The 26,685-nt window shown below is 54.1% G+C and carries 24 protein-coding genes and 2 pseudogenes; 5 read left to right on the forward strand and 21 right to left on the reverse strand.

What is annotated here, in order from left to right:
- The first annotated feature begins 64 nt into the window (after positions 1 to 64).
- Positions 65 to 844, forward strand: coding sequence for an IclR family transcriptional regulator (locus tag EKL30_RS03395; RefSeq protein ID WP_126705752.1), 780 nt, complete (start codon positions 65 to 67; stop codon positions 842 to 844).
- 90 nt (positions 845 to 934) lie between these two features.
- On the opposite strand, the gene EKL30_RS03400 is transcribed toward EKL30_RS03395, so the two are convergent.
- From EKL30_RS03400 to EKL30_RS03415, 4 genes are read right to left on the reverse strand one after another with little or no spacing between them, the layout of a single operon-like run.
- Entirely contained in the window at positions 935 to 1,630 is a 696-nt protein-coding gene (locus EKL30_RS03400) for a hypothetical protein (protein ID WP_126705753.1), read from the reverse strand.
- A gap of 4 nt (positions 1,631 to 1,634) precedes the next feature.
- Positions 1,635 to 2,660 (reverse strand): TRAP transporter substrate-binding protein, encoded by a 1,026-nt coding sequence (locus EKL30_RS03405; RefSeq protein WP_126705754.1) that lies wholly within the window; start codon positions 2,658 to 2,660, stop codon positions 1,635 to 1,637.
- Positions 2,661 to 2,711: 51 nt separating this feature from the next.
- On the reverse strand, positions 2,712 to 3,992 hold the full coding sequence (locus EKL30_RS03410) for a TRAP transporter large permease (protein ID WP_126705755.1): 1,281 nt from the start codon (positions 3,990 to 3,992) through the stop codon (positions 2,712 to 2,714).
- Positions 3,989 to 4,570 (reverse strand): TRAP transporter small permease, encoded by a 582-nt coding sequence (locus EKL30_RS03415; protein ID WP_199748462.1) that lies wholly within the window; start codon positions 4,568 to 4,570, stop codon positions 3,989 to 3,991. The genes EKL30_RS03410 and EKL30_RS03415 overlap by 4 nt, the downstream gene beginning before the upstream one ends.
- A 136-nt stretch (positions 4,571 to 4,706) precedes the next feature.
- Between EKL30_RS03415 and EKL30_RS03420 the strand changes: the two genes are divergently transcribed.
- Positions 4,707 to 5,516: an IclR family transcriptional regulator gene (locus tag EKL30_RS03420; RefSeq protein WP_126705756.1), complete on the forward strand. Its 810-nt coding sequence runs from the start codon at positions 4,707 to 4,709 to the stop codon at positions 5,514 to 5,516.
- Positions 5,517 to 5,711: 195 nt separating this feature from the next.
- Here EKL30_RS03420 and pcaC read toward each other — a convergent pair whose 3' ends face one another.
- From pcaC to EKL30_RS18805, 4 genes are all read right to left on the reverse strand, one after another.
- Positions 5,712 to 6,116: a 4-carboxymuconolactone decarboxylase gene (gene pcaC / locus EKL30_RS03425; RefSeq protein WP_126705757.1), complete on the reverse strand. Its 405-nt coding sequence runs from the start codon at positions 6,114 to 6,116 to the stop codon at positions 5,712 to 5,714.
- 107 nt (positions 6,117 to 6,223) lie between these two features.
- Positions 6,224 to 7,195 carry a tripartite tricarboxylate transporter substrate binding protein gene (locus EKL30_RS03430; RefSeq protein WP_126705758.1) on the reverse strand — a complete coding sequence of 324 codons (972 nt, stop codon included), beginning with the start codon at positions 7,193 to 7,195 and terminating at the stop codon, positions 6,224 to 6,226.
- Positions 7,196 to 7,273: 78 nt separating this feature from the next.
- Complete coding sequence (locus EKL30_RS03435) at positions 7,274 to 8,158, reverse strand: amidohydrolase (RefSeq protein WP_233582695.1); 885 nt, start codon at positions 8,156 to 8,158, stop codon at positions 7,274 to 7,276.
- A 75-nt stretch (positions 8,159 to 8,233) separates the two neighbouring features.
- On the reverse strand, positions 8,234 to 8,410 hold the full coding sequence (locus EKL30_RS18805) for a hypothetical protein (protein WP_158618380.1): 177 nt from the start codon (positions 8,408 to 8,410) through the stop codon (positions 8,234 to 8,236).
- Between the two features lie 718 nt (positions 8,411 to 9,128).
- On the opposite strand from EKL30_RS18805, the gene EKL30_RS03440 reads away from it, so the two are divergent.
- The gene (locus EKL30_RS03440; RefSeq protein ID WP_126705759.1) at positions 9,129 to 9,551 is read left to right on the forward strand and encodes a hypothetical protein; all 423 of its coding nucleotides are present in this window, start codon (positions 9,129 to 9,131) and stop codon (positions 9,549 to 9,551) included.
- 1,071 nt (positions 9,552 to 10,622) lie between these two features.
- Here the strand turns inward: EKL30_RS03440 and EKL30_RS03445 are convergent.
- The 5 genes from EKL30_RS03445 to EKL30_RS03470 form a co-directional block, all read right to left on the reverse strand.
- The gene (locus tag EKL30_RS03445; RefSeq protein WP_126705760.1) at positions 10,623 to 12,125 is read right to left on the reverse strand and encodes an arylsulfatase; all 1,503 of its coding nucleotides are present in this window, start codon (positions 12,123 to 12,125) and stop codon (positions 10,623 to 10,625) included.
- A 279-nt stretch (positions 12,126 to 12,404) separates the two neighbouring features.
- The gene (locus EKL30_RS03450; RefSeq protein ID WP_199748463.1) at positions 12,405 to 12,656 is read right to left on the reverse strand and encodes a hypothetical protein; all 252 of its coding nucleotides are present in this window, start codon (positions 12,654 to 12,656) and stop codon (positions 12,405 to 12,407) included.
- An 896-nt stretch (positions 12,657 to 13,552) separates the two neighbouring features.
- A complete protein-coding gene (locus tag EKL30_RS03460; RefSeq protein WP_199748464.1) occupies positions 13,553 to 14,026 on the reverse strand; it encodes a YidH family protein in 474 nt (157 codons plus the stop codon).
- Positions 14,027 to 14,038: 12 nt separating this feature from the next.
- Positions 14,039 to 14,533, reverse strand: a complete 495-nt coding sequence (locus EKL30_RS03465) for a hypothetical protein (protein WP_233582696.1) — start codon at positions 14,531 to 14,533, stop codon at positions 14,039 to 14,041.
- Positions 14,530 to 15,522, reverse strand: a complete 993-nt coding sequence (locus EKL30_RS03470) for a formylglycine-generating enzyme family protein (RefSeq protein ID WP_126705761.1) — start codon at positions 15,520 to 15,522, stop codon at positions 14,530 to 14,532. The genes EKL30_RS03465 and EKL30_RS03470 overlap by 4 nt, the downstream gene beginning before the upstream one ends.
- 316 nt (positions 15,523 to 15,838) lie before the next feature.
- On the opposite strand from EKL30_RS03470, the gene EKL30_RS18810 reads away from it, so the two are divergent.
- Complete coding sequence (locus EKL30_RS18810; protein ID WP_158618381.1) at positions 15,839 to 15,994, forward strand: hypothetical protein; 156 nt, start codon at positions 15,839 to 15,841, stop codon at positions 15,992 to 15,994.
- Positions 15,995 to 16,665: 671 nt separating this feature from the next.
- On the opposite strand, the gene EKL30_RS03475 is transcribed toward EKL30_RS18810, so the two are convergent.
- The 5 genes and pseudogenes from EKL30_RS03475 to EKL30_RS19305 all read right to left on the reverse strand — a co-directional run bounded on the left by EKL30_RS03475 (position 16,666) and on the right by EKL30_RS19305 (position 19,693).
- Complete coding sequence (locus tag EKL30_RS03475; RefSeq protein ID WP_126705762.1) at positions 16,666 to 17,214, reverse strand: DUF1003 domain-containing protein; 549 nt, start codon at positions 17,212 to 17,214, stop codon at positions 16,666 to 16,668.
- Positions 17,215 to 17,603: 389 nt separating this feature from the next.
- A pseudogene (locus EKL30_RS03480) lies at positions 17,604 to 18,200 on the reverse strand (IS3 family transposase); the annotation flags it as partial.
- A 242-nt stretch (positions 18,201 to 18,442) separates the two neighbouring features.
- Positions 18,443 to 18,760: pseudogene (locus EKL30_RS03490) on the reverse strand (potassium transporter Kup); the annotation flags it as partial.
- Between the two features lie 367 nt (positions 18,761 to 19,127).
- Complete coding sequence (locus EKL30_RS03500; RefSeq protein WP_233582698.1) at positions 19,128 to 19,571, reverse strand: DNA-binding protein; 444 nt, start codon at positions 19,569 to 19,571, stop codon at positions 19,128 to 19,130.
- Positions 19,568 to 19,693, reverse strand: a complete 126-nt coding sequence (locus EKL30_RS19305) for a hypothetical protein (RefSeq protein WP_255414655.1) — start codon at positions 19,691 to 19,693, stop codon at positions 19,568 to 19,570. Before EKL30_RS19305 ends, EKL30_RS03500 begins: the two co-directional genes overlap by 4 nt.
- Positions 19,694 to 19,737: 44 nt before the next feature.
- On the opposite strand from EKL30_RS19305, the gene EKL30_RS03505 reads away from it, so the two are divergent.
- A complete protein-coding gene (locus EKL30_RS03505; RefSeq protein ID WP_126705766.1) occupies positions 19,738 to 20,523 on the forward strand; it encodes an SH3 domain-containing protein in 786 nt (261 codons plus the stop codon).
- A gap of 544 nt (positions 20,524 to 21,067) precedes the next feature.
- Here EKL30_RS03505 and EKL30_RS03510 read toward each other — a convergent pair.
- The 3 genes from EKL30_RS03510 to EKL30_RS03520 all read right to left on the reverse strand — a co-directional run bounded on the left by EKL30_RS03510 (position 21,068) and on the right by EKL30_RS03520 (position 26,530).
- Positions 21,068 to 21,508, reverse strand: coding sequence for an NUDIX hydrolase (locus EKL30_RS03510; RefSeq protein WP_126705767.1), 441 nt, complete (start codon positions 21,506 to 21,508; stop codon positions 21,068 to 21,070).
- Positions 21,509 to 21,683: 175 nt separating this feature from the next.
- On the reverse strand, positions 21,684 to 26,222 hold the full coding sequence (locus EKL30_RS03515) for an AAA domain-containing protein (protein WP_158618382.1): 4,539 nt from the start codon (positions 26,220 to 26,222) through the stop codon (positions 21,684 to 21,686).
- 35 nt (positions 26,223 to 26,257) lie between these two features.
- Complete coding sequence (locus tag EKL30_RS03520) at positions 26,258 to 26,530, reverse strand: hypothetical protein (RefSeq protein ID WP_199748466.1); 273 nt, start codon at positions 26,528 to 26,530, stop codon at positions 26,258 to 26,260.
- Between the last annotated feature and the right edge of the window lie 155 nt (positions 26,531 to 26,685).

The following is a 26,685-nucleotide window of genomic DNA, read 5'->3' on the forward strand; positions in this document are numbered from 1 at the left end:
TTGGATTCCAATTTGGAACATCATTCCATATCGTATAATCGCCTGGATTAACTGGAGGTAACGCGTGGCGGGAATACTGGAACGATCATTAGGCATCTTGGAACATTTGGCAGGCCGCCCTAAGGGGCTGCAATTGGTGACTCTCTCTCAAGAATTGGACATACCGCGCAGTGCCTGTCATCGCCTGTTGGCCGAGCTGACACGCTGTGGATATGTCCGCCAATTGCGGGAGCATGGCGACTATGTCTTGACGACCAAGCTTGCCGCTGTCGGCCTAAGCTTCCTCGGTGCATCGGGTATTGTCGATATCGCGCAGCCCACGATCGATCGCGTGGCAGCTCTTTCAGGAGAACTCGTCCGCCTGGCCATCGTTGACGAGGATAGGCTTACATTTGTGGCTAAGGCTCAAGGTGCAAAATACGGACTCAAGTATGACCCTGACATGGGCATTGACGTGTGCTTGTCATGCAGTTCGGCCGGCCATTCCTGGATGATGACCTTGACTGACGAACGGGCAATCGAGCTAGTAACCCGACAAGGCTTCGGGTTGCCGGAACGCTATGGCCCCAACGCGCCCACCAGCTTCGATGCATTACTAAAAATTGTGCACGAAGACCGCAAGCGCGGCTTCAGCATGATTAATGAAATGTACGCGCCAGGGATGACAGCCATGGCTGCACCAATTCAACGAAAAGGCGAAGAGGCCATCGGCGTCATAACCATCGCAGGTCCACTGGTAAGGTTGACAGAAGAGCGCATGCTAAGTCTGGGTCCTGATTTAGTCGAGGCTGCCAAGGAGCTCGCTTTGGCAAGCTCGGCCTCACCCATCTTTCGCCCCCGCTAGATTGGGTCATCCAGCGGCGGAAGTTTGATTCAGTGTTCACCTAGGGGCAGGTGAGTGGCAGCCGCCCGGAAGCGGCGCCTTCTACCCACGTTATTGGGCGGTGCGTCCTAAGTCGTTTGCCGTCAGCGCATAAGCAAGCTGATACGTATCGGAAAGCGCACCAGGATGAAAACCTCGCTGTTCCATCATTGGTGCACTGAATGCCTCGTGCTGCAGGGTTTGGAGAGTTTCAAGGTCATACCCGATCGCGATGACGATCCAGTCGGCTACCGTGTCTTTGCCGCCGCGGATCTGCTGCTCCTTGGTCGCCGAAACTTGCGGTGTTTCAGTGCGAAGCACATGGAATGCGCCGCCGCCCGGAGACTTGGCGAACGACTCAGCGACTTCGGCCAGATAAACCGACACCTCGGCTTCTCGACCATGCGCAGGAGAGAACCGTAAGGTCAGCGCATATTGGCCTATGCCGCCCCCACTGCTGTGAACACGTATGCACTGGCTGCGCACCATGTCACGGTGCTGCGGCATCATCTTAGTCGACCATGGCGTCGGATTGTTTAGGCGCTGTACATAGCCTTCCGAGGTCAATGTCTCGTAGCAGTCGAGCTCGTACATGACGAAAAATCCCTCGCCCCCGTCAACGCTTGCCCATCTGGAACCCCGAAGAAATCCCGGGATTCCCATACGCTCCGGAAAGTGCTCATGAGAGTGCCAATCCTCGAATTCTGCACGTTGTGATGGTGCTATATTCCACCACATAGCAACGGCCGCTTTCCCTAGCATTGGCATAGACTTATTTTCCTCCACGCATGCGCGACAACTCGGAATTGACCTGCTGAATGGTCTGGTCGCCAACTTCACGGGAAAACTTTTCCACCACAGGCGCAACTTTCTGACGTAGCCGATCGCGTTCGGTAGCGGTCACATCATTGACCTGCATCAACGCGCGCAGTTTGTCGATAGACTCGAGCTCTCTCGCCTGGGACAGTTTTCTTTCTTCGACTTTCGCTTCATCGGCGGAATCAGCGATGATTTTCCGCTCAGTCTCGGACATTGCATCCCAGGTCTTTTTGCTCATCAAGAAAGGCATCCCGGTATAGACGTGGCGCGTGAGTGACATGAATTTCTGTACCTCGGCGAACTTGGCCGATTCGATGACGCCGACAGGATTGTCCTGCCCGTCAATCGCCTTTGACTCAAGTGCTCCGTAAACCTCGCCGAAGGTCATCGGGACGGGATTGGCGCCCAGTGTGTTGAACATGTCTATATAGATTGGCGATGCAATCACACGCACCTTCAGGCCCTGAAGGTCTTCCACCTTGGCGATGGGTCGCTTACTGTTAGTCATGTTACGAAAACCCAGGTCCCAGATGCCCAAGCCAACCACTCCGTGCGCTGCGAGCCCGCTCAGCAATCGTTGACCGACGGGGCCGTCGGAAAGTGCATAGGCCTCCTGAGCATTGTTGAAAAGAAAAGGGAAATCGAACACCATGAACTGCTTATCCAAGCCAGAAAGCAGACCGGTAGCCATTGACGTGAAGTCCAGTGTCCCGCCCCTGACTGCTGATAGATTCTGGGGATCGCCTCCAAGCACGGCGCTCGGGTATATGGAGACCTTCATTTTTCCGCTGCTTTTTTGGGCAACAAGCTCGGCGAACTTTTGTGCCCCAAGTCCAAGCGGATGGTCTTTGGCCAGGCTAAACGCAAATTTCAGATTGCGCTCCTTAATATCTTGAGCCATTGCCGTAGCGGATGCGAAAAGCATGGCCGCGCAACCGATCAATGCAAGTGCGCTTCTACGGGTGTTCATTTTTTTCATGTCTCTACCTTTTTAGTTATTTCGGTGATTTATGGGAACTGTTTGACTCGACTAGCCGTGAAACCATTTGGCGGGACCAGTGACCAGCCATGGAAAAATGACCATCAGGAACATAATTAAGAATTCGGCAATCATGAAGGGGACCACGCCGCGCGTCACCTTATCCATGCTGATTCGTCCAACACCTGCTACCACGTTGAGCACGGTTCCAACGGGCGGCGTGACAAGCCCAATGGAGTTGTTGATGATGAACATCACGCCGAAATAAACCGGGTCGATGCCGGCGGCCTTGACGACGGGCATCAAGACCGGCGTGAGGATCAGGATCGTGGGCGTCATATCCATGGCCGTCCCGACGATCATCACCAGAACCATGATGGCGACCATCAGCAAAATAGGGCTGTCCATAAACGGCTCTAGCATGTCGACAACTTTCGACGGCAAGTCGGCGACGGTGATCAACCAGGCGCTGACCATGGCCGCCGCGATCAGGAACATTACGATCGCACTGGTCTTCGCAGCGTCCACTAAAACGCGATAGATTTGCGAAAGCTTGAGTTCGCGGTAAACAAAGATCGAGATGGCCAGGGCGTACACCGCTGCGACCACAGCGGCTTCGGTCGGTGTGAATACGCCCATGCGAAGTCCCACCAGGATGATGATGGGAAGCATGAGGGCCCAGGTCGCCTCGCGGAATGCAATGCCGATTTCTCGAAGTGACTTTCGGGGTGGCGGGACAATATCCTCCCGGCGGACGAGCCATGCCCAGGTCAACCACAGTGCACCGCCAATGAGCATGCCGGGAACGATCGCGGCGAGGAAGAGTTTGGAGATCGATACGTTCGCGGCCACCCCAAAAATCACTAGGCCGATGCTGGGCGGAATAACTGGGCCGATGACTCCAACGGAGGCGATCAGTCCAGCGGACCTCGCTTTTTCGTGGCCGGCTTTCACCATCATGGGCAAGAGCAGGGCGGTCAGCGCTGCGGCATCGGCGACAGCCGAACCGGACAAGGCCGACAAGAGGCAGCCAGCCATGATGGTCACATAGCCTAGTCCTCCCTTGACGTGTCCCACGAGGGCAAGCGCGAGATTGACGATGCGCTTGGAAAGCCCGCCAACGTTCATCAGCTCTCCGGCGAGCATGAAGAAGGGCACGGCAAGCAGTGGGAAGCTGTCCGCACCGGCGATCAGGTTCTGCTCGAGAATTTGCGGATCGAACAGATCGAGCTGCCACATCAGACCGACGCCGCTGGCCAACAACGAGAACGCTATCGGCATGCCAATCGCCATTGCAAGCAGCAGACCGCCCAGGAAAATGGCAATCGTCACGAGGCGCTCCTTGTAGGGTGATGAGCGTCGGCAAGCACTTGCTTAAGTTGCAAAGCCTCTTCCGATTCGTGGACCATCACGAGTTCGTCGTCGGACAACTGGCCGGTGCAGATTTTCCATAGGTCAAAAAGAAGAATGATCGCCGCCAGCACGGAAAAAACGATGGCCGGAATGTGGATGACCGCCATTGACATTCCGCTGGTGGGCGCTGTGACGTTCCAGTTCAGGCGGGTCTGGTCGAGGCCTCCCTTGAACAATAGGCCCACGATGAACAACATCAAGAAGTGGCTGGCGACCAGGCAAATCTTCTTGCCCGCCGGCGGCAACTTTGAAACGACCATGTCCACGCCCAGGTGCCCATGTTCGCGCAGCGCTACCACTGCGCCAAGAAAAGTGCCCCAAATAAACAACCATCGCGAAACCTCTTCGGTGAGCGTGATTCCGGAGTTGAAACCGTAGCGGAGCACCACGTTTCCGAACACCAGCAGCACCATCATGCCTAAGCCAAAGGCCATCAATGCCTCGATTCCGGTACATAGCTTGTCAAGCATGCGCTCGACGCGGGCGGCATGTCTCATCCTGTCTCCTTTCTTCTAATCACCGGATGGCCGGGTTATATGGTTCGCATTATATCGATTTTCTTGAACGGCATTCCAATTTTTTATGGTATTCAAATTTTGAACGGTTATAATCGGCCGTTAACGGAGAATTTATATGAGCGGCGCCCTTGAGAAATCTTTATCCATCATTGAGTACCTCACCGCGCACCCTGACGGCGTTGCGCTGGCCACCATCGCGAAAAGCCTTAATCAACAGCGCAGCGGCTGCCACTGGACCTTACAGGAACTGGTTCGCCATGGCTACGTCCGTCAGATGCCGCAACGGGGCGATTATGCTCTGACGACGAAAATGGCTTCCATGGGGTTGAGCTTCTTGGCCAAGTCTGGCGTGGTGGACATCGCCCAGCCGGTGATCGACCGGTTAGCAAAAGTTACTGAAGAACTTGTCCGGCTGGCGATCGTAGATGGCGAACGCCTCACGCTGGTCGCTAAAGCGCAGGGCGCAAAGTCAGGCCTGCTTTACGACCCAGACATGGGTATCGACCTGCGCCTGTCCTGCAGCGCGGCTGGCCATGCCTGGCTGATGACTCTCGATGAAGATCAGGCCATTGAGCGCGTCATCAAACAAGGCATGGGCGATCCTAAGCAGTATGGGCGGAACGCCCCAACCTCAATCAAGGCGCTTATGAAGATGCTTGCGGAATCCCGCAAGCGCGGTTTCAGTGTGATCCAGGACGTTTATGCCAACGGCATGAGCGCGATGGCCGCACCTGTTCGCAAACGAGGGGAGCAGACCACAGGGGTCATCGTTATTGCCGGCCCGTCGCTGCGACTGACGATGGAAAGTATGCTGGGCTTTGGTCCGGCGCTGGTCGAGGCCACCGGTGAACTGGCCATGACCGGCAGTGCTTCACCATTGCTGAAATCGGCCAACGTAGGGACTTGGGGAAATGTGGCCACCTGAAGCATTCAATGAATCTAGGTATTGCCTTATCCCCCGCCACGTATTGTTTATAAGATCGTGCAGTCGTTCGTTTAATCTCGCGCAGAGGTCATCACATCGCGTCCGCATTGTCGATGCCGTGCAGGGGCGAACGACGCATGAAGTCCGCAAGTGAGCGTTGCAGCCGGGTAGGGGCGTTGGTCCCGCCTTATCTTCCTAATCGCCTTTCCCTACGTCCTGTGTAGCAGCTTCCTGACTGAAAATCTCCTGTGCCATCGCAAAAGCAGAGTTGGCTGCTGGAACACCACAGTAAATGGCCGTTTGAAGCAGCACTTCTTTGACTTCGTCTATGCTCAGGCCGCAGTTTTTTGCCGCCCGAAGGTGCAGGGCCAGTTCTTCATTGCGGTTCAGCGCCACCATCATGGCAATGGTAATGGCGCTACGCATATTGCGCGGAATACCCGGTCGGGTCCATATTTCGCCCCAGGCATAGCGGGTAATCAAATCCTGAAAATCTTCGGTCACTTCGGTGCGTTTGGCAATGGATCTATCTACATGCGCATCACCCAGCACCTGTCGGCGAACCTGCATGCCTTGCTCGTGTCGTTCCTTGTCGTTCATGTCAAACCTTATATTGTCTTAGCAGTAATGGATATTGGTGAACGGGTATGCCCGAAAAACTAGGCATACCCGTTCCCAGATAAGCGGCCGATCAATGCCGCTTGCAGTTAATCCACGGAAATTTTATTCGCCTGAGCCACTTCGCTCCAACGATTCTGCTCGGCTTCCAAGAAGCGAGCGAACTCCTCAGGGGTGCTGCCAACGGCAGTCAGACCCAAGTTTTTCAACTTCGCTTGAAGTTCCGGGTTTTTCAGCGTTGTGGCAAGGATCTGATGGAGTTTGTTGACGACATCGGGAGGTGTGCCTTTCGGTACGAACAACGCATTCCATTCGTAGACACTGAAGTCCTTGATGCCCGATTCTGCGACCGTAGGTACATCCTTCAGCTCATCCATGCGTTGATTCGAGGTCACGGCAAGCGCACGCAACTCGCCGGAGCGCACGTAGTTCAGGCTGGACGCGGCATTGGCAAAGTAAGAGTCTACGTGACCTCCGAGAACGTCAACCATGGCCGGCGCGCCGCCTTTATACGGGACATGTACCATATCCAACTTTGCTTCTTTTTGCAGCAACTCACCTGCCATTTGTGCCAGGCTGCCCGGGCCATAGGAGGCATAAGTGATCATGCCGGGTTTCGCTTTGGCGGCATCGATAAAATCGGCAAGGGTTTTGTAAGGTGATTTGGCCGACACAACCAGAATATTGGGTACGACGACGGCCTGCGACACGGGGATGAAATCCTTCTTCGCATCGTAGGGAAGCTTGCGCAATGCCGAGTTGATCGCAAAGGACGACGCATCGTACAGAACGGTGTAGCCGTCTGGCGCAGAACGGGCCACCAGACCGGCACCAATGGTGCCGCTGGCGCCGCTTTTGTTTTCGATCACAATCGGTTGGCCGGCAACTTCTTGCATCGTGCGAGCTATGAGGCGGGCGGCATTGTCGGCACCCCCGCCAGCCGAAAACGGCACGACGAGAGTAATGGGTTTTGTCGGGTAGTCAGTTGCCTGAGCCACTGCTGCGGTAAAGGCGAGTGCTGTTGCAGCGAGCCCGATTAGCGTTGGTTTTTTGAAGGCCATGCCTATCTCCTGGGGTTAGTGAAAAGGTTAAACGAGGGCGTTGGGGGGATAGAGTGTAGCTAAGAAAGCTGCACTCTGTTATCGACTGGAAAATTGGTAGAGCTCGGCAGGATTGTCCACCAGGATTCGCGTGCGCAAGCTTTCCATATTGCCGCACCATCTTGTTAATAAGTCGAACAGTTCTGATTCGTCCGGCTTTTCTGCAGGCTCGGTAACGTGTGGCCAATCACTGCCCCACACCAGGCGCTCAGGTGCGGCGGCGATCCAGCGTTGGGCCAGCGAGTCCGTGTCGTCATAGCCCCCATTCACGCCTTGCAGCGTATTAAGGTAGGCACCACTTAACTTCATCCAACCCCTTCCGTCGCCCAGCATTTTTTCGACCAGATAGTGTGCCGGATGCGTGGGCTCGTTAATCGGCATGCGTCCCAAATGGTCAAAGACAATGGGTACTGGCGATTGCTCAAGGATGTTCCGGTGTGCGACCATCTGGTCTGCCGTCCAGTGGACCTGTATGTGCCACCCGAGGGCGGCAATTTTCCGCGCCAAGGGCAATACATCATCAAAGTCGCCGGCATAGCCGTTGCTCGTATGAAAACTAAAGCGTATTCCGCGAATACCCCCTTCGTGCAGCTGTTCCAAGAGGCTTTCGCTGATGTCGGCAGAGACGACGGCTATGCCGCGTGTAGAATCTTCGCCAAGCGCTTGAATGGCGGCCAGCGTGACCGTGTTATCCGTGCCGTAGACGCGCGGCTGCACCACCACCGCACGGGAGGTTCCCAGTAATTGCTGAATCCTTTTATAGTCGGCAACGTCGCCGCATTCGACTTTCGCCCCTTGCTGCGTATAGTGAGGGTCGTAAATATGCAGGTGCGAATCACACGCCAAGGCAGGCGCATTTGAGCTCGGCGACATCTGAGGGGTAACGCTGCGAAAATTCGGTAGTGGAGGTGGTTTGTCAGTCATCTGTTGCGCTCTTATATGGTCTGCGACGGTTCTTGCCAAGTTGCCATGATCGTCAATGTCCGGTGCGGCAGAGGGCTATGGTCCCGGTGTGCGACCGAACGTCATGGCGCGGTTAAAGCCTCGATACGAACCAACGGTCGTATGGGCATAGGTGGCAATCATATCTTCTTGCAGTACCTGCGGGAAATCGATCATCGATGCCACCAAAGCCAGCAGACGCCCCTTATACTCGAATGCCGCTAAAGGGCCCATTGAGACCCGAACGTTCGGACAAGGGGTGACAAGCGGCGGGGTGGGGCACAGAGACAGAACTGGTCACCTATATGGGATTCGGTGTCGTCCGTGAAGTTGACAAGCTCTCGGGGCTCGTCAGGGTGTCCTTTTCTTTTGCGGCCGTTGCGAGAGATCGCCTTAGCGCGCTGGACGAAGGGTTTGTCAATCATTTGTCCTAGCACCATACACGCGCCTTGTCCGCGCGCTTTGGCCAGCTGGCATCAGTAAACTCCCGATTGCAAAAATCAATCTCGACCCAATGCCGCAAATTCGCCAAAGCTAGGGCTCACTTGGTGACCAGTCAAATGCCGATTCGGACCGAGTCGCCGATTGGAGCCCCAGCGCATATTTGACTGAAGTCTACGGACCCAGCTATGCCAGGTGCGCGGCTACGTCTGGATAGCGCGTGCATAAGCTGTTGGATAACGCTTGGGTCTGAATGTGCACGCACCTGGAGCTGCCGGCAGTCTGGTGAAATGCTTGCTAGCTTCCTGTCGCTAAAGCGGGGCGGCGTTATGGGGATGCATAGTTTTACTTTAACGAACGGTTCACGTTTGCGACACCTTAGACTTATATAAACGACTTTACATAATACACATTATGCGTACTTAAATACGATGCAAGGGGCGTTATTTTGGACTTCATAGTGCTCGAGCGCTCGAGCTAGCTATGGTCTACAGTTGCCGCGCAAAAACCGGTGTCGTCGCTCGCGCATCAGGACTTGCTCGCGTTCCAGCACTTTTTAAGTGATCCGCAGCCTGCGGCCCAGTGGATCATGCACTCCGGGCGCAAAGTGGCGCGCACGCATGCCGATTGGCGCCCTTTTGCTGGACGCTTAGCACCCACGAGCCGGCGCCAAGCTATCATTATTCTCAATTCTATGTTTTCGTGGCTCGTGACGGCGGGCTACTTGGCCGGCAATCCGTTGTCGCTCTCGCGCCAACACGCCCGGAAAGCCAAACCGCGCGTGATGCGCTACCTGGATGAAGAGGCGTGGACAGAGGTTAAACTCGCCATTGACGCCCTTCCACGCGACTCCGAGCGCGAGCGGAATACTACTTTCGGCTGCGTTGGCTTTTTTCCCTGCTTTACCTATGCGGGCTGCGCATTTCGGAGGTGACGCAAAACAGGCTGGGCGGCTTTTTTTTGCCGGCGCGACAAAGATGGTGAAGAGCGCTGGTGGCTGGAAGTCACCGGCAAGGGTGAGAAAACCCGGATCACTCCGGCCACGAACGAGCTTATGGTCCAGCTCGCCGGCTATCGCCGTGAAAAGGACCTATCGCCCCTCCCCGCGCCCGACGAAACGACTCCCCTTCTTTTACCCATCGGCCAGCAAACACGCTCCCTCACTCGGGCTGCCGTTCACGCCATCGTCAAGCAGATCTTTGATAACGCCGCCGACCGAATCCGAGCACGCGGCGCCGACTTTGAATCCAAAGCCTTAAATAGGATCGCACCATCCGTAGAAAAGGTCCTTATCAATTTTTAGATGGGATCTATGAACAGCACAGTGATGTCAGCCAGTCAGGTCCTCCGTAATCTGCCTCGGCGCCGGTTTTCCAAGGAAAAAAAGCATTAGATCGTGCGAAGGTTCTTGCACTTGGGCATTCCCCTAACTAAGTTTGCCCGGTATCGCGATACTGCATCACAACCAGCTGAGCCGCTGCCCTAAAAATGCTTAGTATTGAGCGACTGCATATCAATCACACGGCCGAGGACGCGGCCGTGTCAATGCGTGTTCCCCGCACGAATACGTTTTTTTACTCCGTAGCCTTCTAATTTTTCAGGAGAATTCGGCGCGCGATTTGCCACGGAAAAATGGCAAGATGAGCTCATGCATGCATTTGCAAATGTGCAGGCGGCCCCAGGTTGGCGATAAAGTGAGGTGGCCAAGGTTTGTAAAACCGCCAACCACCGTCAGTTCACGCAGGTTAAATTTTAAGGTTTAGACCCGACTGCTGGATAAGCTTGAATCAGTTGGGTCAAATTTGGACCGTTCAGACTATCAGCGAGCAAGATCGCTGCTTGACCTCTCATGGCCAATAATTGCAGTCAAGGATGGAAGGTCGAATCCGACCCATTGCCGCGGGTCGGTTAGTTTTCATAAAGATCTGCCAATCAGCGCAGGAAGCCGCCGGTCTAGTATTTCTATGTCGATTGGGACGGGCCAAAAAGCAGCGGCTCCGAATCTTCAGCCGCCGCTTGACGCCGCAGTCATCTTCTCTATAACCTGGTCTAGGCTGAAGCTCGCCGCCTTCTGTCGCGGTGGGAATTCCTTGAAGGTGGCCACGAAGTCCGCGACGAAGGCTTGCGCTGGTACGAGCAGAAAGGCGTGCCGAAACATCCAGTCGTAGTATGTGTTCGACGTGATCTGCGCACGCTCGTACGGGTCCATCCGCAGATTAAATATGTAGGGGGTGCGCAGCGTCACGAAGGGCTCCTGCCATATCTTGAGCGTGCCGGGGACACGTTGCTCCATGAACAACATCTTCCAATTGTCGTAGCGCAGCGCTGCGACGTCTCCTTCGTCGGTGAAGTAGATGAAACCTTGGCGCGGACTCTTGGGCTCCTTGCCGGTCAGGTACGGGAGCAGGTTATAGCCGTCGAGGTGGACCTTGAAGATTTTCCCGCCAATCTCGTGCCCCTTCTTCAGCTTTGCCACGATGTCAGGCTCACCAGCTACTGCGAGAATGGTGGGGAACCAGTCCTGGTGGCTGATGATCTCGTTCGACTCCGATCCGGCCGTAATGTTGCCGGGAAAGCGCACCATACAGGGAACGCGATAGGCACCTTCCCAGCTCGAGTTCTTCTCATTCCGAAAAGGCGTCAAGCCTGCATCCGGCCAGGTGTTCATGTGCGGGCCGTTATCGGTGCTGTACTGCACGAACGTGTTGTCCGCAATACCAAGCTGGTCCAAAAAATCGAGCAGCTCGCCGATGCATTTGTCGTGATCGATCATCGCGTCGTGGTACTCAGATTGCCAGCGGCCGGCCTGGCCACGGCTCTCCGGCTTGACGTGCGTCCATGCGTGCATGTGCGTAGTGTTGAACCACACGAAGAACGGTTCGCCAGCGTCGTGGGCTGCTTGGATAAACTTTTTAGCTGCTGCCAGGAACTCGTCGTCACACGTCTCCATTCGTTTGGTGGTCAGCGGACCCGTGTTTTCAATTTTCTGACCTCCCTTGCCATCGGCATAGCAATGCAGAACCCCGCGAGGTCCGTACTTCTTTTTGAACTCAGGGAAGTCCTTCACATTTGGGTAGTCAACCTCTTCGGGTTCCTCCTCGGCGTTGAGGTGATAAAGGTTGCCGAAGAATTCGTCGAAGCCATGCATTGTCGGCAGGTGCTCGTCGCGGTCGCCCAAGTGGTTTTTGCCAAACTGGCCTGTGCGATAGCCAAGTGGCTTGAGCGCTTCGGCGATAGTGATGTCTTCGGCCTTGAGGCCCAGGTCCGCCCCAGGCAGCCCGACTTTGGTTAAGCCAGTGCGCAGCCCGCACTGGCCTGTGATGAATGAGGCCCGCCCTGCGGTACAGCTTTGTTCAGCATAGGAATCGGTGAAGACCATGCCCTCCTTGGCAATGCGATCGATGTTGGGAGTGCGATAGCCCATTAAGCCTCTGGTATAGCAACTAAGATTCGCCTGGCCGATGTCGTCCCCCCACATGACCAGGATGTTTGGTTTCTTGCTTGTCATGATTTTCACCTTTTCGTTGAATTAAACACTAGGTCGCATCCAGACGCTCAGCAGGGAACTGTTAGGGCGAGGAAAAAGCCTGCGACGGCCAGCGGCCGTGCTCGTGGCCGCACCAAGTTTGGTCCAAAGTAATAACTGAGGCTCTTCTGAAGGATTGAGATCAGCATGGCAGGCAATCGTCATGACGTTCTACTCCTAGGTACGCTCAAAACGCAATTACACGGCAAGACGGCAGTGAAGATCCGTGTCGGTAGTGATCTGACGTACGGCCGTCTAACGTTAGTGCGAAAACTGCAAATTGAGCCCCATGTAAATTTGCCAATCAGGATGGCTAGGGTCACGGCTCGCCATAGAGAACTGCGGTTCGATGAAAAAGTTGTATACGACCTTGTTACGATTGATGACCTGCCAAATTCCTAGCCCCAACGGCACGCTGTAGCCATCGTTCTCTAGGTTGTAGGTCCAGATGGGCGTAGACCGTAGGTACGTGCCCCCGCCCAGTTGGTACATCGCAAATGGTTGAAACGCCACGAGATGGACATCTTCGCGGCGGCTCGAGCCGGAGAAGCTGTTTTGCCACAAATCATCATACGCTCGACTTAGCTACTGCGAAAGTGTCAATATGTGTTCCGGTTTGTCCAAGATTTCGCAAGGCGTTTGCGAAATCACCGCGCAACATTCTGAACCGGACTTGTGCAGACCTGCAGGTGCGATAGCGAGTCATCAGGTGTCAACGAAGAGTCCTTGGCATCGGAGTGCGGGGATCGGTCTGGATAGATACGCCGCTCCAAACGTAAAGGCGTGCTGCTTCAGAAACTCACGGCTAGGCCGACCGAAAACCCCGAACGTTGGTTCTGAATACGTAACGGCCGACCAGCCGCGTACGCGTAATGTGAAGACGTTATAGGCGCGGGTATCTAGCTCTAAACCCGTCGATTCGTGAAATATAGAAGCAGCGTGCACAGTCGGACTAAAGGGTTATATGAGTTGATCTCTCGTACCGCTGCGCATCACCGTGTCGAAACTTAAAAAGTTCCGTGGATTGCAGGCCGCCCCACTTGGCCCAGCCCTGTCTCCGTGCCCCACCCGGTCCAGAAAATTCAGGGTCTTGTCGAGCACTTCTGTATCGAAGGTCAGCATGCGCTCACGGGTCAACATGCCGGTATGTTCGATTTTCGGTTTACCCGCCCGACCGAACGCCTGGTCTTCGGTGAGATCGTCTTCTTCCGTTGCCCATGTATGCAGCGTGCCACGCGGCCCATACTTCTTCAGGTATTCAGGGTTTTTCTGACTCGGGAAATAGAACTGCTCTGGCTCCTCTTCGGCGTTGAGGTGGTAGAAGTTGCCGAACCACTCGTCAAACCCGTGAACCGTTGGGGGAAACTCGTTGCGATCGCCAAGATAATTCTTGCCGAACTGACATCCAATCAGCCGAACGGCCCCAAGCGAAACCCCATGCCTGTAATGGCGACAAGCCCCAATAGCAGCAGCAATACCGCCGTGACTAATGTCATCGAGGGAGGAAATCCGCTTTCACCGTGAATTAACCCGTTGCGGGCCATGGCAGAGCGTTGTTTGCGCAGCTCCCACATGAAACGAGCGTGATAGGCGATCCCAAGGATCAGCATAATCACACCAATCACTACCAATGAAACACCAAAGTTTTTTGCTGGTTCACCCTTGATAACGTCAGAACTTTCAGCTAGCTTTCCAAGAAACTGGTGAATAGTAAAACCGAAGCTGATCAAGGAAAGGGAAGTACGAATCACTGACATCAGTGTCCGGTCAGCGCTCATTCTGGTTCGCTGAAACGACATGCCAGTTCTGCGCGAGGATAGTTCTGTTGAAGTGTCCTCAAACAGCGCTGCATACGTGCTTTCGCTTTTGGCAGGCTGCGTCATGAGCACTCCTTCTTATTCCACGTTACTTTTTCTACCACGCCGCCAAGCCGCCCAACGTACCACCGTGCCCCGGACCAGCATGTAGGGAACAAATGCGAGCACTATCGCGATCACGACGGCTTCCATCGGACGGATTGTGTCGAACACAATAGTCTGGTAGATCAAGTCAATCACCAAACCCATTGCAAGAATCTTGCTTGTCGACTTCAGCCCCTCGCGAAGCCTGCCGGCTCGCTTTTGCGGATTGGTCAGTACGGTCCAGAAGTAAGGTGACCGCCCCGTTTCCGCATCCTTCTTGCCGTCGCGCCATGCCGCCAGTATCGCCATGATGGGCTGTAAGATGAAGCGAAAAGATAGTGGCCCATCATGTCGTGCTAGCAAGTCTGTCCAGAATCGATCCAAGACCCCCATTGCCAGCGCGCTGGCAGGCAAGGCAACAAGTAGCGCTATGGCGCTGGTGGCGACGATAATGTGTACCCGATGACGGCTCCGATCCTCTGTGCTCATGCTGGTGCGTCCAATCTCTTCGCACAACGGAAACCAACATGGCTGGTCGATGTATCTTCCGGCTCGGCATGGCGAGCCGCTGGGCGATAGCGCCGACAATAATTAGGAGCGCATAAATGCGATCCGCCCTTCAGTACGCGCCTGGCAATTTTGATTGTGGGCAGCGACCGGTCAAAGCTGCCTTGTACATCCACCGCTCGTGGGTTGCTCGGAATACAGCATGATTTTTTGGCTGGGTCGGGATGGTGCTGGGTCCAGTAATCGCTCGTCCATTCCCACACGTTACCTACCATGTCAAACAACCCATAGCCGTTCTCGGGGAACGCACCAACGGGTGATGTGCGATAGTAGCCATCCTCCATACGGTTCTCCAGCGGAAAACGTCCTTGCCAGATATTAGCCATATGCTTGTTGTCAGGCATTAGCTCATCGCCCCAGGCGAACTCTACTCCTTCGAGCCCGCCACGCGCGGCAAATTCCCATTCAGCTTCAGTAGGTAGATCCTTGCCGACCCAGCGGGCGTACGCCAATGCATCTGCATATGCCACATGTACGACTGGATGATCTAGCTGACCCTCAATCGAACTCGAGCGCCCCATAGGATGCTGCCAGTCTGCGCCGAATTCATAGCTCCACCATTGATAGGTGTTCTCCATTCCATTTATGCTCAAAGGCGGAGCAAAGACCAATGAGCCTGGCTGTAACATGTGAGGTAAAGCGCCTGGGTAGTCAGCCGGATTTGGAGGCTGCTCTGCGACAGTTGTATGTCCGGTTGCTTGGACAAAAGCCATGAACTGGCGATTCGTGACGAGAGTGCGATCAATCCAAAAATCGCCAACAATTACTTGGTGTGCCGGAGCTTCCTCAATATAGTGCCGGTCAGACCCCATCAAATAGAGTCCGCCTCTGATAAACACCATGTCATGCCTATCATCGATCAAACCCGTATCGCGTCTGGCGGGCTCACTAGAAGATTTGCCGTCATCCATTGATCGAACCCCCGTTTCACTTTCAAAGCACGTCGTACGCGAAAGTTGAGATACACCAAATATTTATCGCGTGAACTGACGAACGACCGCCCCAGAATAGGAAGCTATTTGGGGGAATTTTGCCTCCACATATTAAAAAAAAGCGCAAAATTAAAAGCGAGCAGTACATTTGAATGGTACGTCTAAACGCCGCGTTTAATACGTTGGATGCCTCGATCCGTACATGTGCACTGCGCGGTCAGTCAGTATATGGCTCAAATTCTCGCTCAGATTTTTGGTGTGTGCGGTTATTTCTTATTTCAAGAAAAGTCGATTCATGACAACACACGATACCCGCAGCGCTAGCAACTACGTACAGCGCATTAGCGAGGTAGTGCGTGAATTCTACGAACGCTCCCCCTACCCGGTCGTTGCCCAAGCGCCAAATCGCCAACGCTACCAGGCTTTACACACCCAATTGAATTTGGTCTAGCACCGTCTGTTTTGGCCCGCTCGTTCATTCCGTGCGAAGCGGTCCGTGCTTATAGCGGGATGCGGAAGCTACCAAGCTGCCAGCCATGCTATGAACTGGCCGCAAGCACCAATCCTTGGCATAGATGTCAATGAAGCGAGCCTCGCACGGACGAATTGAATTTCCCACGGAATTGGAACCAAAATCCCCACGTAGCGGTTCAGCATCTTCGTAGGAAATGTAGTTCCAGCACTCGAGCTCAATGAAGCGATGATGGCGTAGCTTAAGAAGTTAGCTCCATGCCGAGCCCGGCGTTCTATACGAGCTTGAATGCCTCCCTTTCTCCCTGGAGCCGGCGCCTGCCGATACCACGAGAGTGGGATGCGCTTGGGGTGCGCCGCTAACGCCTCCATCCCCTCGCCTTCGCCTCTGCACTATGCACGGGCGCGTATCGTCGCTCGAATGCAGTGGTTGGGTCTTGTGCTTGATACTGACCGAAATGAAGCCGGGGCGTCCGGCATCGACCGGGGCGTTGGGCCTGCGATATTGAGCGTAGCGGTGAATGAGATACCAGCAGTGGATTTATCCACAACGGATTGGTCTTGCTCGTTCCGCCGGAGTCTCAAACGAACCCCTTCATACGTCTGTTGCTCCCGTCTGTGCTCGCCGCAAGACATTACTGCGCCGCGGCCTTACGCATCGGCACCCGGGCCCCGCTCCATGCGTCGAATGTCCTCCGCCAACGCTTCGATGCGGCTCAGGATCGCACCCAGCTGATCGTTTCGCAACTGGTCGAGCTTATCGTGCAACGCCATGATCTCAATTTCAGCCTTCAGGTTGACTTCGTAATCATGACCGGCGTCAATGCGATCATGCTGTAAATGACGGTTCTGGGCCATCATAATAATTGGCGCCTGGATCGCCGCCAGCATCGAGAGCACTAGATTGAGGAAGATGAACGGGTAAGGGTCAAAAGCACGTGTGGCCAGCCACACATTACCGAGAGTCCAGAGCAAGAGCAAGACACAAAAGCCGATGATAAAGCGCCATGACCCGCCAATGCGCGCCATATTGTCAGACAATCTGTCGCTGAGAGACAGCGATTCATCGAAAACTTCATTGGTATTTCGCGTGACAGGCTGTCGCTCCACCGCGCTTTTCACGACCCGCCGTTGAGCATCTGTAAGGGCGTCGCTGTTGCGCCCGAACCATCCCTCAGCATATTCGCGTTCCGTTTTCACTCTCCTGATCTCCTTAGTCCAGTGGCGGTGCCCTTTCGGGTGAAAAGATTATGATCGTTAGTCCGCACCCATTGCAATAAAGTATTGCGCCAGATTGATTGCGTCGCTTGACCCAATTGCTGTAAACCGAGCTTGCTAAAAAAGCATCCCTCATCGGGCCAGTGCTGTGCGCTTCCAACTTCGCGGGCGAACTCTTCTAATGGTCAGTGTGGCTGTTGAGGCGATGCGTAGTTCATTTGGCGGCTGCTATGCCTTCGCGCATAGGCTAAACACTTCATTCGCGAGCCTACGTGCACTATCCTCCTTGCACCGCCAAGGGGTCGATTTTTTAAGTCGGAGATACTCATGAAAACCGGAACGATATATACGACCGCGCTTACCGCTTGTTTTTACACTTGAGTGGCGCAGCGATGGCCGCGAGTCCTAGCGGCGAAACGCTCATACAGACAGTGGATATATTGCCGGATACCGACCTGTAGCTGCTCCACAGAGTCGAAGCGGTTCAGATAAAAGAATTCGGCCTTCATTGTGCCAAAGAAGCTTTCCATAGCGGCATTATCCAGGCAGTTGCCCTTGCGCGACTTGCTTTGTGTCAGTCCTCGGGAAGCCAACCGGCCTCGATATGTCCACATCTTATATTGCCAGCCCTGGTCGGAGTGCAGCGTTGGTCTATCCTGGGGGCCGAGCTTGGATAGCGCCTTTTTGAGCATTTGACTGACCATCGGGAAGTGTGGCCGATTCTGCATCTCGTAGGCCACGATCTCGCCGCTAAACAAATCCATGACGGGCTACAGATAGAGCTTGTTGCCGTGAACATTAGATTCGATCACATCAGTCACCCACTTCTGGTTTGGCTTGTGTGCGTGAAACTGGCGCTGCAACACGTTGGGCACATTGGCATCGATACTGCCCCGATAGGAGCGGTACTTCTTGGGCCGTACCAAGGATTTGAGTCCCAGAACCTGCATCAGACGCTGTGTTATGCGTAGCACTCATAGGCCATGATGAAATAATAAAACTTCGAACCGTTCATAACGGCAATTACCCGAGCGCTTGATACAGCAGCAGGCGTTTCGAAAAAGATTACTCTTATATGGCCTTGTGCGATAGGGTGCGCGAGCCTGACTCGGACGCAACTTTAATCTTTCATTGCCTGACGATTTAGGGACTATTGCATTCTAAGATCATCGCGCTAACGTAGAGCCTTACTCTTTTGCCTCTGGGCGTATTAAATCTCGACCTGTGTGCCTAACTCAATGACGCGATTGCTCGGTATTTGATAATAATCCGCGGCATCGCGAGCGTTACGCGACATCAGGGCGAAGAATGCCTCCCGCCAGGCCGCCATACCTGCTCCAATGGTGGGAATCACATTCTGGCGGCAGATGAAAAATGACGTGCGCATCATGTCGAACGCCACCTCCTGATCCTTACATAAAGCCAGCGCGGCTGGAAGGTTGCGCTCGTCCTTAAAGCCGTAATTCACATTTACTTGATAGCATTCGTTCCCCAGCGGCTCCACCCCGATTCTGCTCGCGACCGGCACAACAGAGAACTTGCTTAATGCATCATTTCAAGATCGAAGTTCATTGCTATGGGACGTGATTTTTTATATCTTCTTTATACCTGGCAGCCCAGTTTAAAATCTGAATCAGAACGCGCAACATTCGCCGCCTACAATTGGGATCAGTTCGTTCCCAATATTGCGCTTAAGCCGGAACCTGAGCCCATGCCGAACATCTACATCGAGTATATAAAGCGCCAGCCAAACGATCGCAGAAATCTTGATGAAGTCGTAATCTTCGTTCGCGATGTCAAATAGTTCGCCTTAACTGGCCGAGCTATCGCAGTAACCCCTCGTAATGGGTGATTTTACTTCCAAAGAATTTTCGCTCGTATATTTACTTCCAAGGCTATGGAAGTAAATATACGAGGAGTGCCGCGCTACAGCCTGAAGGCGGGGATTTTCGACGGGGTATATTTACTTCCACGGACTCTAAACTCTGCACGATGCTGCTTGGCAGCTTTGTGTGAAATTTACTTCCGTTTACCGATAGACGCTGCGCATCTCGATCTGCCTCTGCTGCGACAACAGTCGCTTTCGCTTTGGCCACCATTTCCTCGGCTTCGGCCCGATACGCGGTCAGCGACTCCCGAGCTGCCGTCTGGGCAGTTGTCCATAGGGTGGCGACTAGTTCGCCTGCGACCTCTTTCAATGCGTCAGGAAAATCGGGATGCTCGACGCGAGTGCGGCTTTTCTCTCGCAAATCCGCCCAGAATTTTGTCAGTGCCTCGGCCGGCGCGCTCATGCTGCCCTTACGAACCAGCTGGTAGAGCTTATTGGCGGTGGGCGTCACGCCATACCGGAAAAACAGCAGCGCGCAGACTTCCGATAGAGTTCTTGCGTTTGGGTGAAGCGCTCGCGCAGCGCGTCGATATCGCGCGAAAGCGTCACATCGGTGGGCAAATCCGAGGTCATGGTAGTAATCCGTCAAGCGGCATCTTCCAAACAATAATCTAAGCTTGGCTCAAGACGTATGGCGCAAAGCCCTAGGTATAGAGTCATTTGAAAAATTCGCTAAAGCTCACGAGGAGACATTCCAGCCACTCAAGCAGCACAGGGAGTGGCTGGAAAAACTACACAATCCATCGCTGCGTGCCTTTTCGTTGCAGGACTATGCTCGTCAATTGGAAAGAGGCAACCCAGCGCTAAGGGAAATAGCGGCTGCTAAAAAATCTTTTGATAGTCTATGGAAGACATTTACAAACGTCGACTTTAGTGCGGTCGAACTTCTCGAGGAGGACGAGGAAGAGGCCGAGCGGGCGGCTCAGGCCATCACCGGGATTGCGTCGACGCAGCTTACGTTTTTCGCAGCAGTAACGCAAATCACACATGCCATACAATCACAGCAAAACCCTACTGTGCAGCTCATGCTGTACTTCTTCTTTGATAGAATTCTCGATTGGATTGGTTCTGCGCTTGTTGCTGCACTAATTAATCAGCAATTGCCTCCACCGACCCCGCCGCAAAGCCCGCAGAAAGGAACGAAAAATATCAAACCATTCGCTCGGGCGGCGATTGAAGTTCCAGAGTTACTGAACGAGTACCGATTCGTGTCAGCTAAGGTGCTCAATGTCCGACAAAATCCCAGGGGGACCTCACCTCAAATCGCGCGTCTTTATTTTGGCAATCCTGTGAGAATAATAAAAAAAGATGGTGACTTTATTTTGGTTCGATGGACAGATAAAGAGTCGGACGTGGAAATACAGGGCTGGGTATTTGCGCGGTATCTTGAGCGGTTCGCCTAAATCGCCACAAAATTATCGTCCCGAAATTAATTCCCGAAAGCTTGGCACTAAAAGTACGGCTTCGTTCGCATTGATTTCGGCGCTACTATTGCCCCGCCGGGGGGGGAGCCGGGCTGTACTAAGTCAAAGCGACACTAGACGTCAGCAAACGTGTCAGTACAAGTGACGCGAAATTCCGCTTTTAGTTTCTTAGCGGCTGAGGTCACCATGGTTACAGCGGTTTTTATCGTTGTACCTCGTCACATATCGTGAATGCGAACGGATGTTTTGCCAGCGAAAACCCGTACGAAGTGAGCACTTCGTACGTCGTTATGATGACCTTGGCTAACTCCGTCCAGTTTCGCTTCAACAGCTCGACGATGCCATTGTCATGCAGATGAGAATCGATAAGGAGGGTTATTTGCGCGCCTTTAGCTCTTCCCTGGAGAACCAATCCCTCAGAAAATACAGAAGTAAAGAAAACTTCTGGTAGCTCAGATTTCCATGCGCTAAGTTTTCCTGGACAAAAGTACCCTGTGGCGTTTTTGCTGCCGAGTACTCTGTCCTAGCTTGGGATAGAAGTCGCCTTCAGCTCCCGCTGAAGTACGCGCAGCATGTTTTTTCCGCAATAGTGATGCAGCGCGCTTGCCGGCACCCAGCGAAAGGCGTCCATTTCGGGGATTCTATCCCCCGTAGGACGGTGGGTAAACATACTTGTACAGACGCACTTAGTGATATCGACGACCTTTGAATCGACCTTGACTCTAAATAGGTGCAAATCTTTCTGCCCGCTGTACGGGATGCGTCCAATTTCGCTAAGTTGTGAAGCAGTGAAAACAAGTCCGGTTTCCTCTTGCGTTTCGCGTATCGCCGCTTCCACAGGCAACTCGCCAGGGTTTGCCGCTCCTTTTGGTATATCCCAGTGGTTAAGCCTAGAGAACCGAGCAAGTAACACTTGGCTTTGGTCGTTTAAGATGATGATGCCGTAGGAGACGTTTTGATTCATATTACTTCAATCTTCAGAGAAGACAAATAAATTCTATTCGCCAAGAATTAGGCGGCTACTTCTAGCGTTGAAGCCCTGTACGTCAGAGTGCGCGAGTACAGAGCTGGAGTCTTCTCCGAAGGCGTGCAGCTATTGCATGTCTGCTTAGTCATGCGGCTTCAGCGTTGGCGGACCATCACGCCTGCACGACTTCCAACACCTCTTCCACCGCATCGTCCGAGGCCTCTTCGGAGTACTCATCCTCTTCAAAATCAGGCTGGGTATTAAACGGGTCCAACACGTAATGCTCCACCCAAATGGTGCTATCAACCTCCGAATCGACCATGGGCTCAATCCCCATACGGGCAAGCGTACCGAAGAGGTCTGCGAGCACTTCCTCGCGCCTAAGCACGAAGCTGGAGGCAAAACATCGCCAGAAATTCCACCCTGCTCGTTCAAGCACCCGCTGGCGGGTCATATCGGCAAGCCACTGGTCGGGTCCGTGGAAGCGGTCCCCATCGCACTCGATGGCAAGACGTCGGTCTTCATCGCCTTCGACGACAAAGTCGATACGATAGGCGCCAACCTTGAGCTGTGGCGTTACGCGATAGCCCTTGCCGACCAGAACGTCGTACATGTCACGCTCAAACCCGGACTCACAGAGCCCACGCAGGTCCCGCACCTGCTCAGGGTCCTGACCAAAGGGCTGATGGAAGTGGTTGATAAGCCTGGACTTAAGGTCGTTACCCTTAATGTCCTCGGCGCTAATCGAACGGAAGAGCATCATGCGGTCTCGCGCACGGGAGGCGGCAACGTTAAAGCGTTGCTCGAACTCTTTTTTACTACTCGTTGCGCGGCCGTTATCTGCCACCATGGAGACGAGCATGATGTCACGCTCCGCTCCCTGGAAGACGGTCGGAGAGCCGACCAGTATCTTCCGCTCAACAATGTCATTAAAGCTGATGCGGTTATGGACCATGGTATGGATGAGCGCTGCTTGCTCGTTGCCTTGAAGCGTTACCACTCCAAGTGAGCGCCCTTCTAACGCCGGGTCTTCTAAGATGCCCTCGATTTCGGACACAATGGCTTCGGCCTCGGGCGGGTTGGTATCGCCTTTTCTGAAGCCCCCAAGGACGTGCACGTCCACCAAGGGCGGGTCCAGCCGTTCGCTACGCTTAGGCACTCGTAGCGGAATAAGTTCGTTTTGGTAAAACTCGCGCTTGGAGAACTCAATGATGGCCGGAACGCTTCTGAAGTGTTCGCGAAGCATAATCGAGTTGCCGGCAAAGACGACACTTGCCAAATCGTAGATGGATTTATCAAGAGCCATCTCAAAGCGGTGCGGCTGATTGGCAAGAAACCGGTTCTGCAAGTCAACAATCTTACTTTCAGCTACTCCGACTGCCGAGGGCGATACCTGCTTATGGTCACCCACGACAAGAATCTTTTTGCCGCGCAGAAGAGAGGGAAATGCCCAGATATCAGACTGAGAGGCTTCGTCGACGATAACCAGATCAAAAACCCCTAGTTCGGATGGAATCTGCTCAGAAACCTTCCACTGAGACATAATCCAGCAAGGCACCGCAACGTGTGCAACGCTCAACGCCTCTCGGGCAGCGCCCATATTGCGAGCCACTTTAACCCCGGTTCCCTTGCCTAATGCCTGAATAGCTAGGAGATACTTCTCGAGCCCCTGACGCACCAAAGGTGATGAATTCTGGTGCACCCCGAGCCACGCCTTGTTAGCAATAAGCTCGCTATACGTGCGACTTAAATCGGCTTCCGTTTCCTTGCGCTGTGTTTGAAGGTCTTTAAGCACCTTGTGCACATCAATGCTATCGAGGAAGGTCTTGGCGCAGCGCCAGTTCCAGGCTTCTAACCAATCGTTGGGGGCGAGCGTATCCACATCGCGTGCTACCGCTTCGGTACGCAGGCGATTAGCCCACTCTTTGGCGCCACTTTGAGCAATAGCGTCCGAGACGCACGTTATATCGGCAAGCGGTGCTTGCAGAGCATTGACCCGGCGCAATTCCACGAGAAGCTCTGACCAGGCCACGGCATTGTCTTCGGCACTGAACTCTTCATCGCCTAGCTCATCGCACAAGAATTCGCGCATGTCCTCGACAACCGCCCCGGAGGTACCCTCTAATTTTGATAAAAGCGCGGAGACCTGATTTACTGCATGGGCGAGGCGCCCCTTATCCAGATGCTCCGAGAGGCTTGCTTGCAAGTACAGCAGGCTTTGCGGGTCTTGCGGATGAGCAGTCACTTTGCGGCCAAAGACTTCTTGTACGCGGGCATTAAAGTGGCGCACATAGTCCTGCACGAAGCAGCGCACCTCTTCTACCTGCCGTTGAACACCGACAAGCGTGCGAAGGGCATCGTAGCCCTCTACCTCGGGAAGCCCGAATTCGCCCACCAGCGCATTCCAGCGAAGAATGAGTTTTCTAACCGCCTTTCTATGCTCGCAAAGGCGGTGCACGGCCTTCCAGTGCTCGACGGTTGTGGGTTTGTCTCCGGCCACAAGCACGGCCTCAATGAGGGCGCGCCCCTCTTTCTTGCCAAAAAGACCAAAGGCCTTCTTTCCCTGCAACAAACGCTCAAGTGCCTCATCGAATCCTTCATGATTCTCCGCGCCCTCGCCCAGCGATACGGGATTTGCCAGCATCTCTTTGCGGGCAGTCTCAAGGCTCGCAATCTCTCCCAAAAGACTTTGGAGCTGCTCCAACGTCGGGTCAGCCTCTTTGCTCGCATAGGCCTTCTCAAGCGTTGCGTACCAAGAGTGGTTAGCCTCGGTAATACGGGCAGCGAGCTCGCCTACTTCCGTTAGAAAGGGGACAAGGGCATCAGCGCGCTTGAAGGTTTCAGGCGTCGCATCGATAAGCGCAAGCGTGTTGCCAGAACTTACTTGAGCCGCAAACTGCTTTGCCTGTACAAGGTCTCGGTGCAAAGTCGCGATAGACTGGGCATCGGGAAAGAGCTGCGTATCGGGAAGTTGGCAGCTTAAGTAAGTGAGGTCTGCGCCCACGGTCACGCGTGCGCTACGAAGCGCTGCGATTTCGCTCGCGCCAAAGGTGGGGTCGTTTTTCGTCGACAGCAGTTTGTCGGTAAGCCAGCCGTACTCGTTTTCCTTTTCCATCACATGTTGAGCAAGTTCCGCAGCGCTTAATTCGCGCTCCTGAAACGGATACTTCTTCATGTGCTTTTCGGCAAAGGCTGAGACCCTTGAATCAATGGCCGCGAGCTTAGCATGCAGTTCATCCAGGCGCTGCTCGGATTCCACTATCTGCGCACCCAGGCGAATCGGCTGAATGGTGCTTACTTCAGCAGAGATACGGGCCAGAGAGCTTTCCATCTGCTTCATCCCCTCGCGCTCGGTCTGAAGCAAAGCCACGCACAAGGGGCGTATGGCTTCAGGAATTTTCTCTTGGAGCACGGCGAGCGCCGATTCACCGTTAGAGGTTACAAGAACACGTTTCCCTTGAGCCAGGTAGTGGCAGACGATATTCGCGATGGTATGGGTTTTACCCGTACCCGGAGGGCCTTGCACGACAACGCCGTCGTTGCGCTCTAAGCGCTCGACAATAGCGACCTGCTCCTCGTTATAAGGCATCGGAAAGTACAGCTCGCGAACGCCTGAGACGACTGCGCTTGAAGAAAGGCCACGAAAAGCCACCGGCTCTTCAGGCTTGACTTCAGAGCTTCCACGGGTGACGAAGCCCTCCAGCACCGCAGGCAGTTCGGCTTTTTCCTCGAGTTTTTTCTTCAAGCGCTGAACGTCTTGGACGACGTAGTGACTTGAACGCTTACGCGCATAGAGCACCCAAGTGTCGGTTACGCTTAGCGTCTCGCCCGGCATCGGCACTTGCTGATTTTCGGGCGTTACGTACTTGCCGGCTGAATCGAGATAGCCTACCGCGGCCTTCAGGATGTTTTCATAGGTGTTGGCTTTAAAGGGTGAAACGCCAAGCTTGGTGTCCGTAGCCGTATTGCGCCAGTACGATTCGAGTTGGGTGACCCCTGGCACCTCGAGTTCGGCATAACAGTCAATCTCAAGGCGAGGCTCAGCATCGCGCGGGCGCACCTCGAGCGCAAACGTCTTTTCATTAAGCGATAGGTCACACAATCGCGTGATGAGCGGGTGTCGGATGGCAAGCGAGCTTTCCGGTGTACGCCACGTACTGTGCCCCAAGCCCCAGACCAATTCAAGGGGCGCTTCAGAGCCTTCGGAAGTAAGCGATTGCTGAAGCTGAAATAATCGCTTGTAGATGTCAATGGATTTGCGCCTTGGACGTTCAGTATCGCTCCACTGCTTCCAGGGTCCGTTCAGATACTCTTCAAAGGCCTCGGGTATCTCAGGCACTTCTGAGAGCGCGATAACCTCTTCTACTGGCTTTTCTCCCTTCTCAATTGGCTTCGTCACACGCCGTATTTCGGTGCGCAAGGTTGGCACTTTATCCGGGGAGCTTGCCAACACCACCCAAGGGGTGAGCGGTTCTGCCGCAGGCGGGGGAAGTTCCTCCTTTAAACGCTCAACGCGAAGCCAGATTTCATCCACGCCATCTGTCACATCGAAATGTATTGCGGGCAAGTTCAGGAGCTGAAACTGCTCACTGGCAAAGGGGTCGGTCGGGACCGCGTACTCCGCTTTTTTCTTCAACTTCTCGACCTGCTCAATGTATTCAAGCAGCTCGATGAGCAATTCGTTGGAGGTTGATGGCGATTTGATGGACATGGGCATTCGGGCGTAAATTCAGTGATAAGTTGCCACTAGGCTTCTTCGGAGGCGACTGCCTCCGAAGGAGCAACAATGTTGTGACGCTTGGCGTAATCAAGCAATAGAGTTTCGAGTGTATTCGTAAGGGAGCGGTTCTGGTCTTGGGCCACGGCTGCCCAGAGTTCTCGCATCCGGGGGGTGAGTTTAACGGTGGTGACAGTGGTTTTTATCTTGGGCCTGGCCATGCAATCGGTCTCAATAACGGCAATACCGGATATTGACGCAAGCCATACGAAAATGCAACTGAAGTTACCAAAACGTATCATTTCAAGGACGCATTGCATGCTCGGGGTTGTAGGCCGCCGGGCGATGATGGAGGTCTGTACGGGTTATGTCTGTGAACTTGCACCCCTCCCACACAGGTCTTCACGAATAAGACTCGCTCGCCAACCTCCTGGGCTCTACCTCCAATCGTTGAGCT

Origin of the sequence: Candidimonas sp. SYP-B2681 (genome assembly GCF_003971065.1) — a bacterium.
Classification (GTDB): Bacteria; Pseudomonadota; Gammaproteobacteria; order Burkholderiales; family Burkholderiaceae_B; genus Pollutimonas.

What these genes read in the sequence shown, in the direction of transcription:
- EKL30_RS03465 (WP_233582696.1), bottom strand. Translation starts at nt 14,533, where the DNA reads ATGAGCACAGAGGATCGGAGCCGTCATCGGGTACACATTATCGTCGCC.
- EKL30_RS03515 (WP_158618382.1), bottom strand. Translation starts at nt 26,222, where the DNA reads ATGTCCATCAAATCGCCATCAACCTCCAACGAATTGCTCATCGAGCTG.
- pcaC (WP_126705757.1), bottom strand. Translation starts at nt 6,116, where the DNA reads ATGAACGACAAGGAACGACACGAGCAAGGCATGCAGGTTCGCCGACAG.
- EKL30_RS03470 (WP_126705761.1), bottom strand. Translation starts at nt 15,522, where the DNA reads ATGGATGACGGCAAATCTTCTAGTGAGCCCGCCAGACGCGATACGGGT.
- EKL30_RS18810 (WP_158618381.1), top strand. Translation starts at nt 15,839, where the DNA reads ATGACAACACACGATACCCGCAGCGCTAGCAACTACGTACAGCGCATT.
- EKL30_RS03430 (WP_126705758.1), bottom strand. Translation starts at nt 7,195, where the DNA reads ATGGCCTTCAAAAAACCAACGCTAATCGGGCTCGCTGCAACAGCACTC.
- EKL30_RS03460 (WP_199748464.1), bottom strand. Translation starts at nt 14,026, where the DNA reads ATGACGCAGCCTGCCAAAAGCGAAAGCACGTATGCAGCGCTGTTTGAG.
- EKL30_RS03420 (WP_126705756.1), top strand. Translation starts at nt 4,707, where the DNA reads ATGAGCGGCGCCCTTGAGAAATCTTTATCCATCATTGAGTACCTCACC.
- EKL30_RS03445 (WP_126705760.1), bottom strand. Translation starts at nt 12,125, where the DNA reads ATGACAAGCAAGAAACCAAACATCCTGGTCATGTGGGGGGACGACATC.
- EKL30_RS03405 (WP_126705754.1), bottom strand. Translation starts at nt 2,660, where the DNA reads ATGAAAAAAATGAACACCCGTAGAAGCGCACTTGCATTGATCGGTTGC.
- EKL30_RS18805 (WP_158618380.1), bottom strand. Translation starts at nt 8,410, where the DNA reads ATGGGCCCTTTAGCGGCATTCGAGTATAAGGGGCGTCTGCTGGCTTTG.
- EKL30_RS03400 (WP_126705753.1), bottom strand. Translation starts at nt 1,630, where the DNA reads ATGCCAATGCTAGGGAAAGCGGCCGTTGCTATGTGGTGGAATATAGCA.
- EKL30_RS03415 (WP_199748462.1), bottom strand. Translation starts at nt 4,570, where the DNA reads ATGAGACATGCCGCCCGCGTCGAGCGCATGCTTGACAAGCTATGTACC.
- EKL30_RS03435 (WP_233582695.1), bottom strand. Translation starts at nt 8,158, where the DNA reads ATGACTGACAAACCACCTCCACTACCGAATTTTCGCAGCGTTACCCCT.
- EKL30_RS03510 (WP_126705767.1), bottom strand. Translation starts at nt 21,508, where the DNA reads ATGAATCAAAACGTCTCCTACGGCATCATCATCTTAAACGACCAAAGC.
- EKL30_RS03520 (WP_199748466.1), bottom strand. Translation starts at nt 26,530, where the DNA reads ATGATACGTTTTGGTAACTTCAGTTGCATTTTCGTATGGCTTGCGTCA.
- EKL30_RS19305 (WP_255414655.1), bottom strand. Translation starts at nt 19,693, where the DNA reads ATGACCTCGGATTTGCCCACCGATGTGACGCTTTCGCGCGATATCGAC.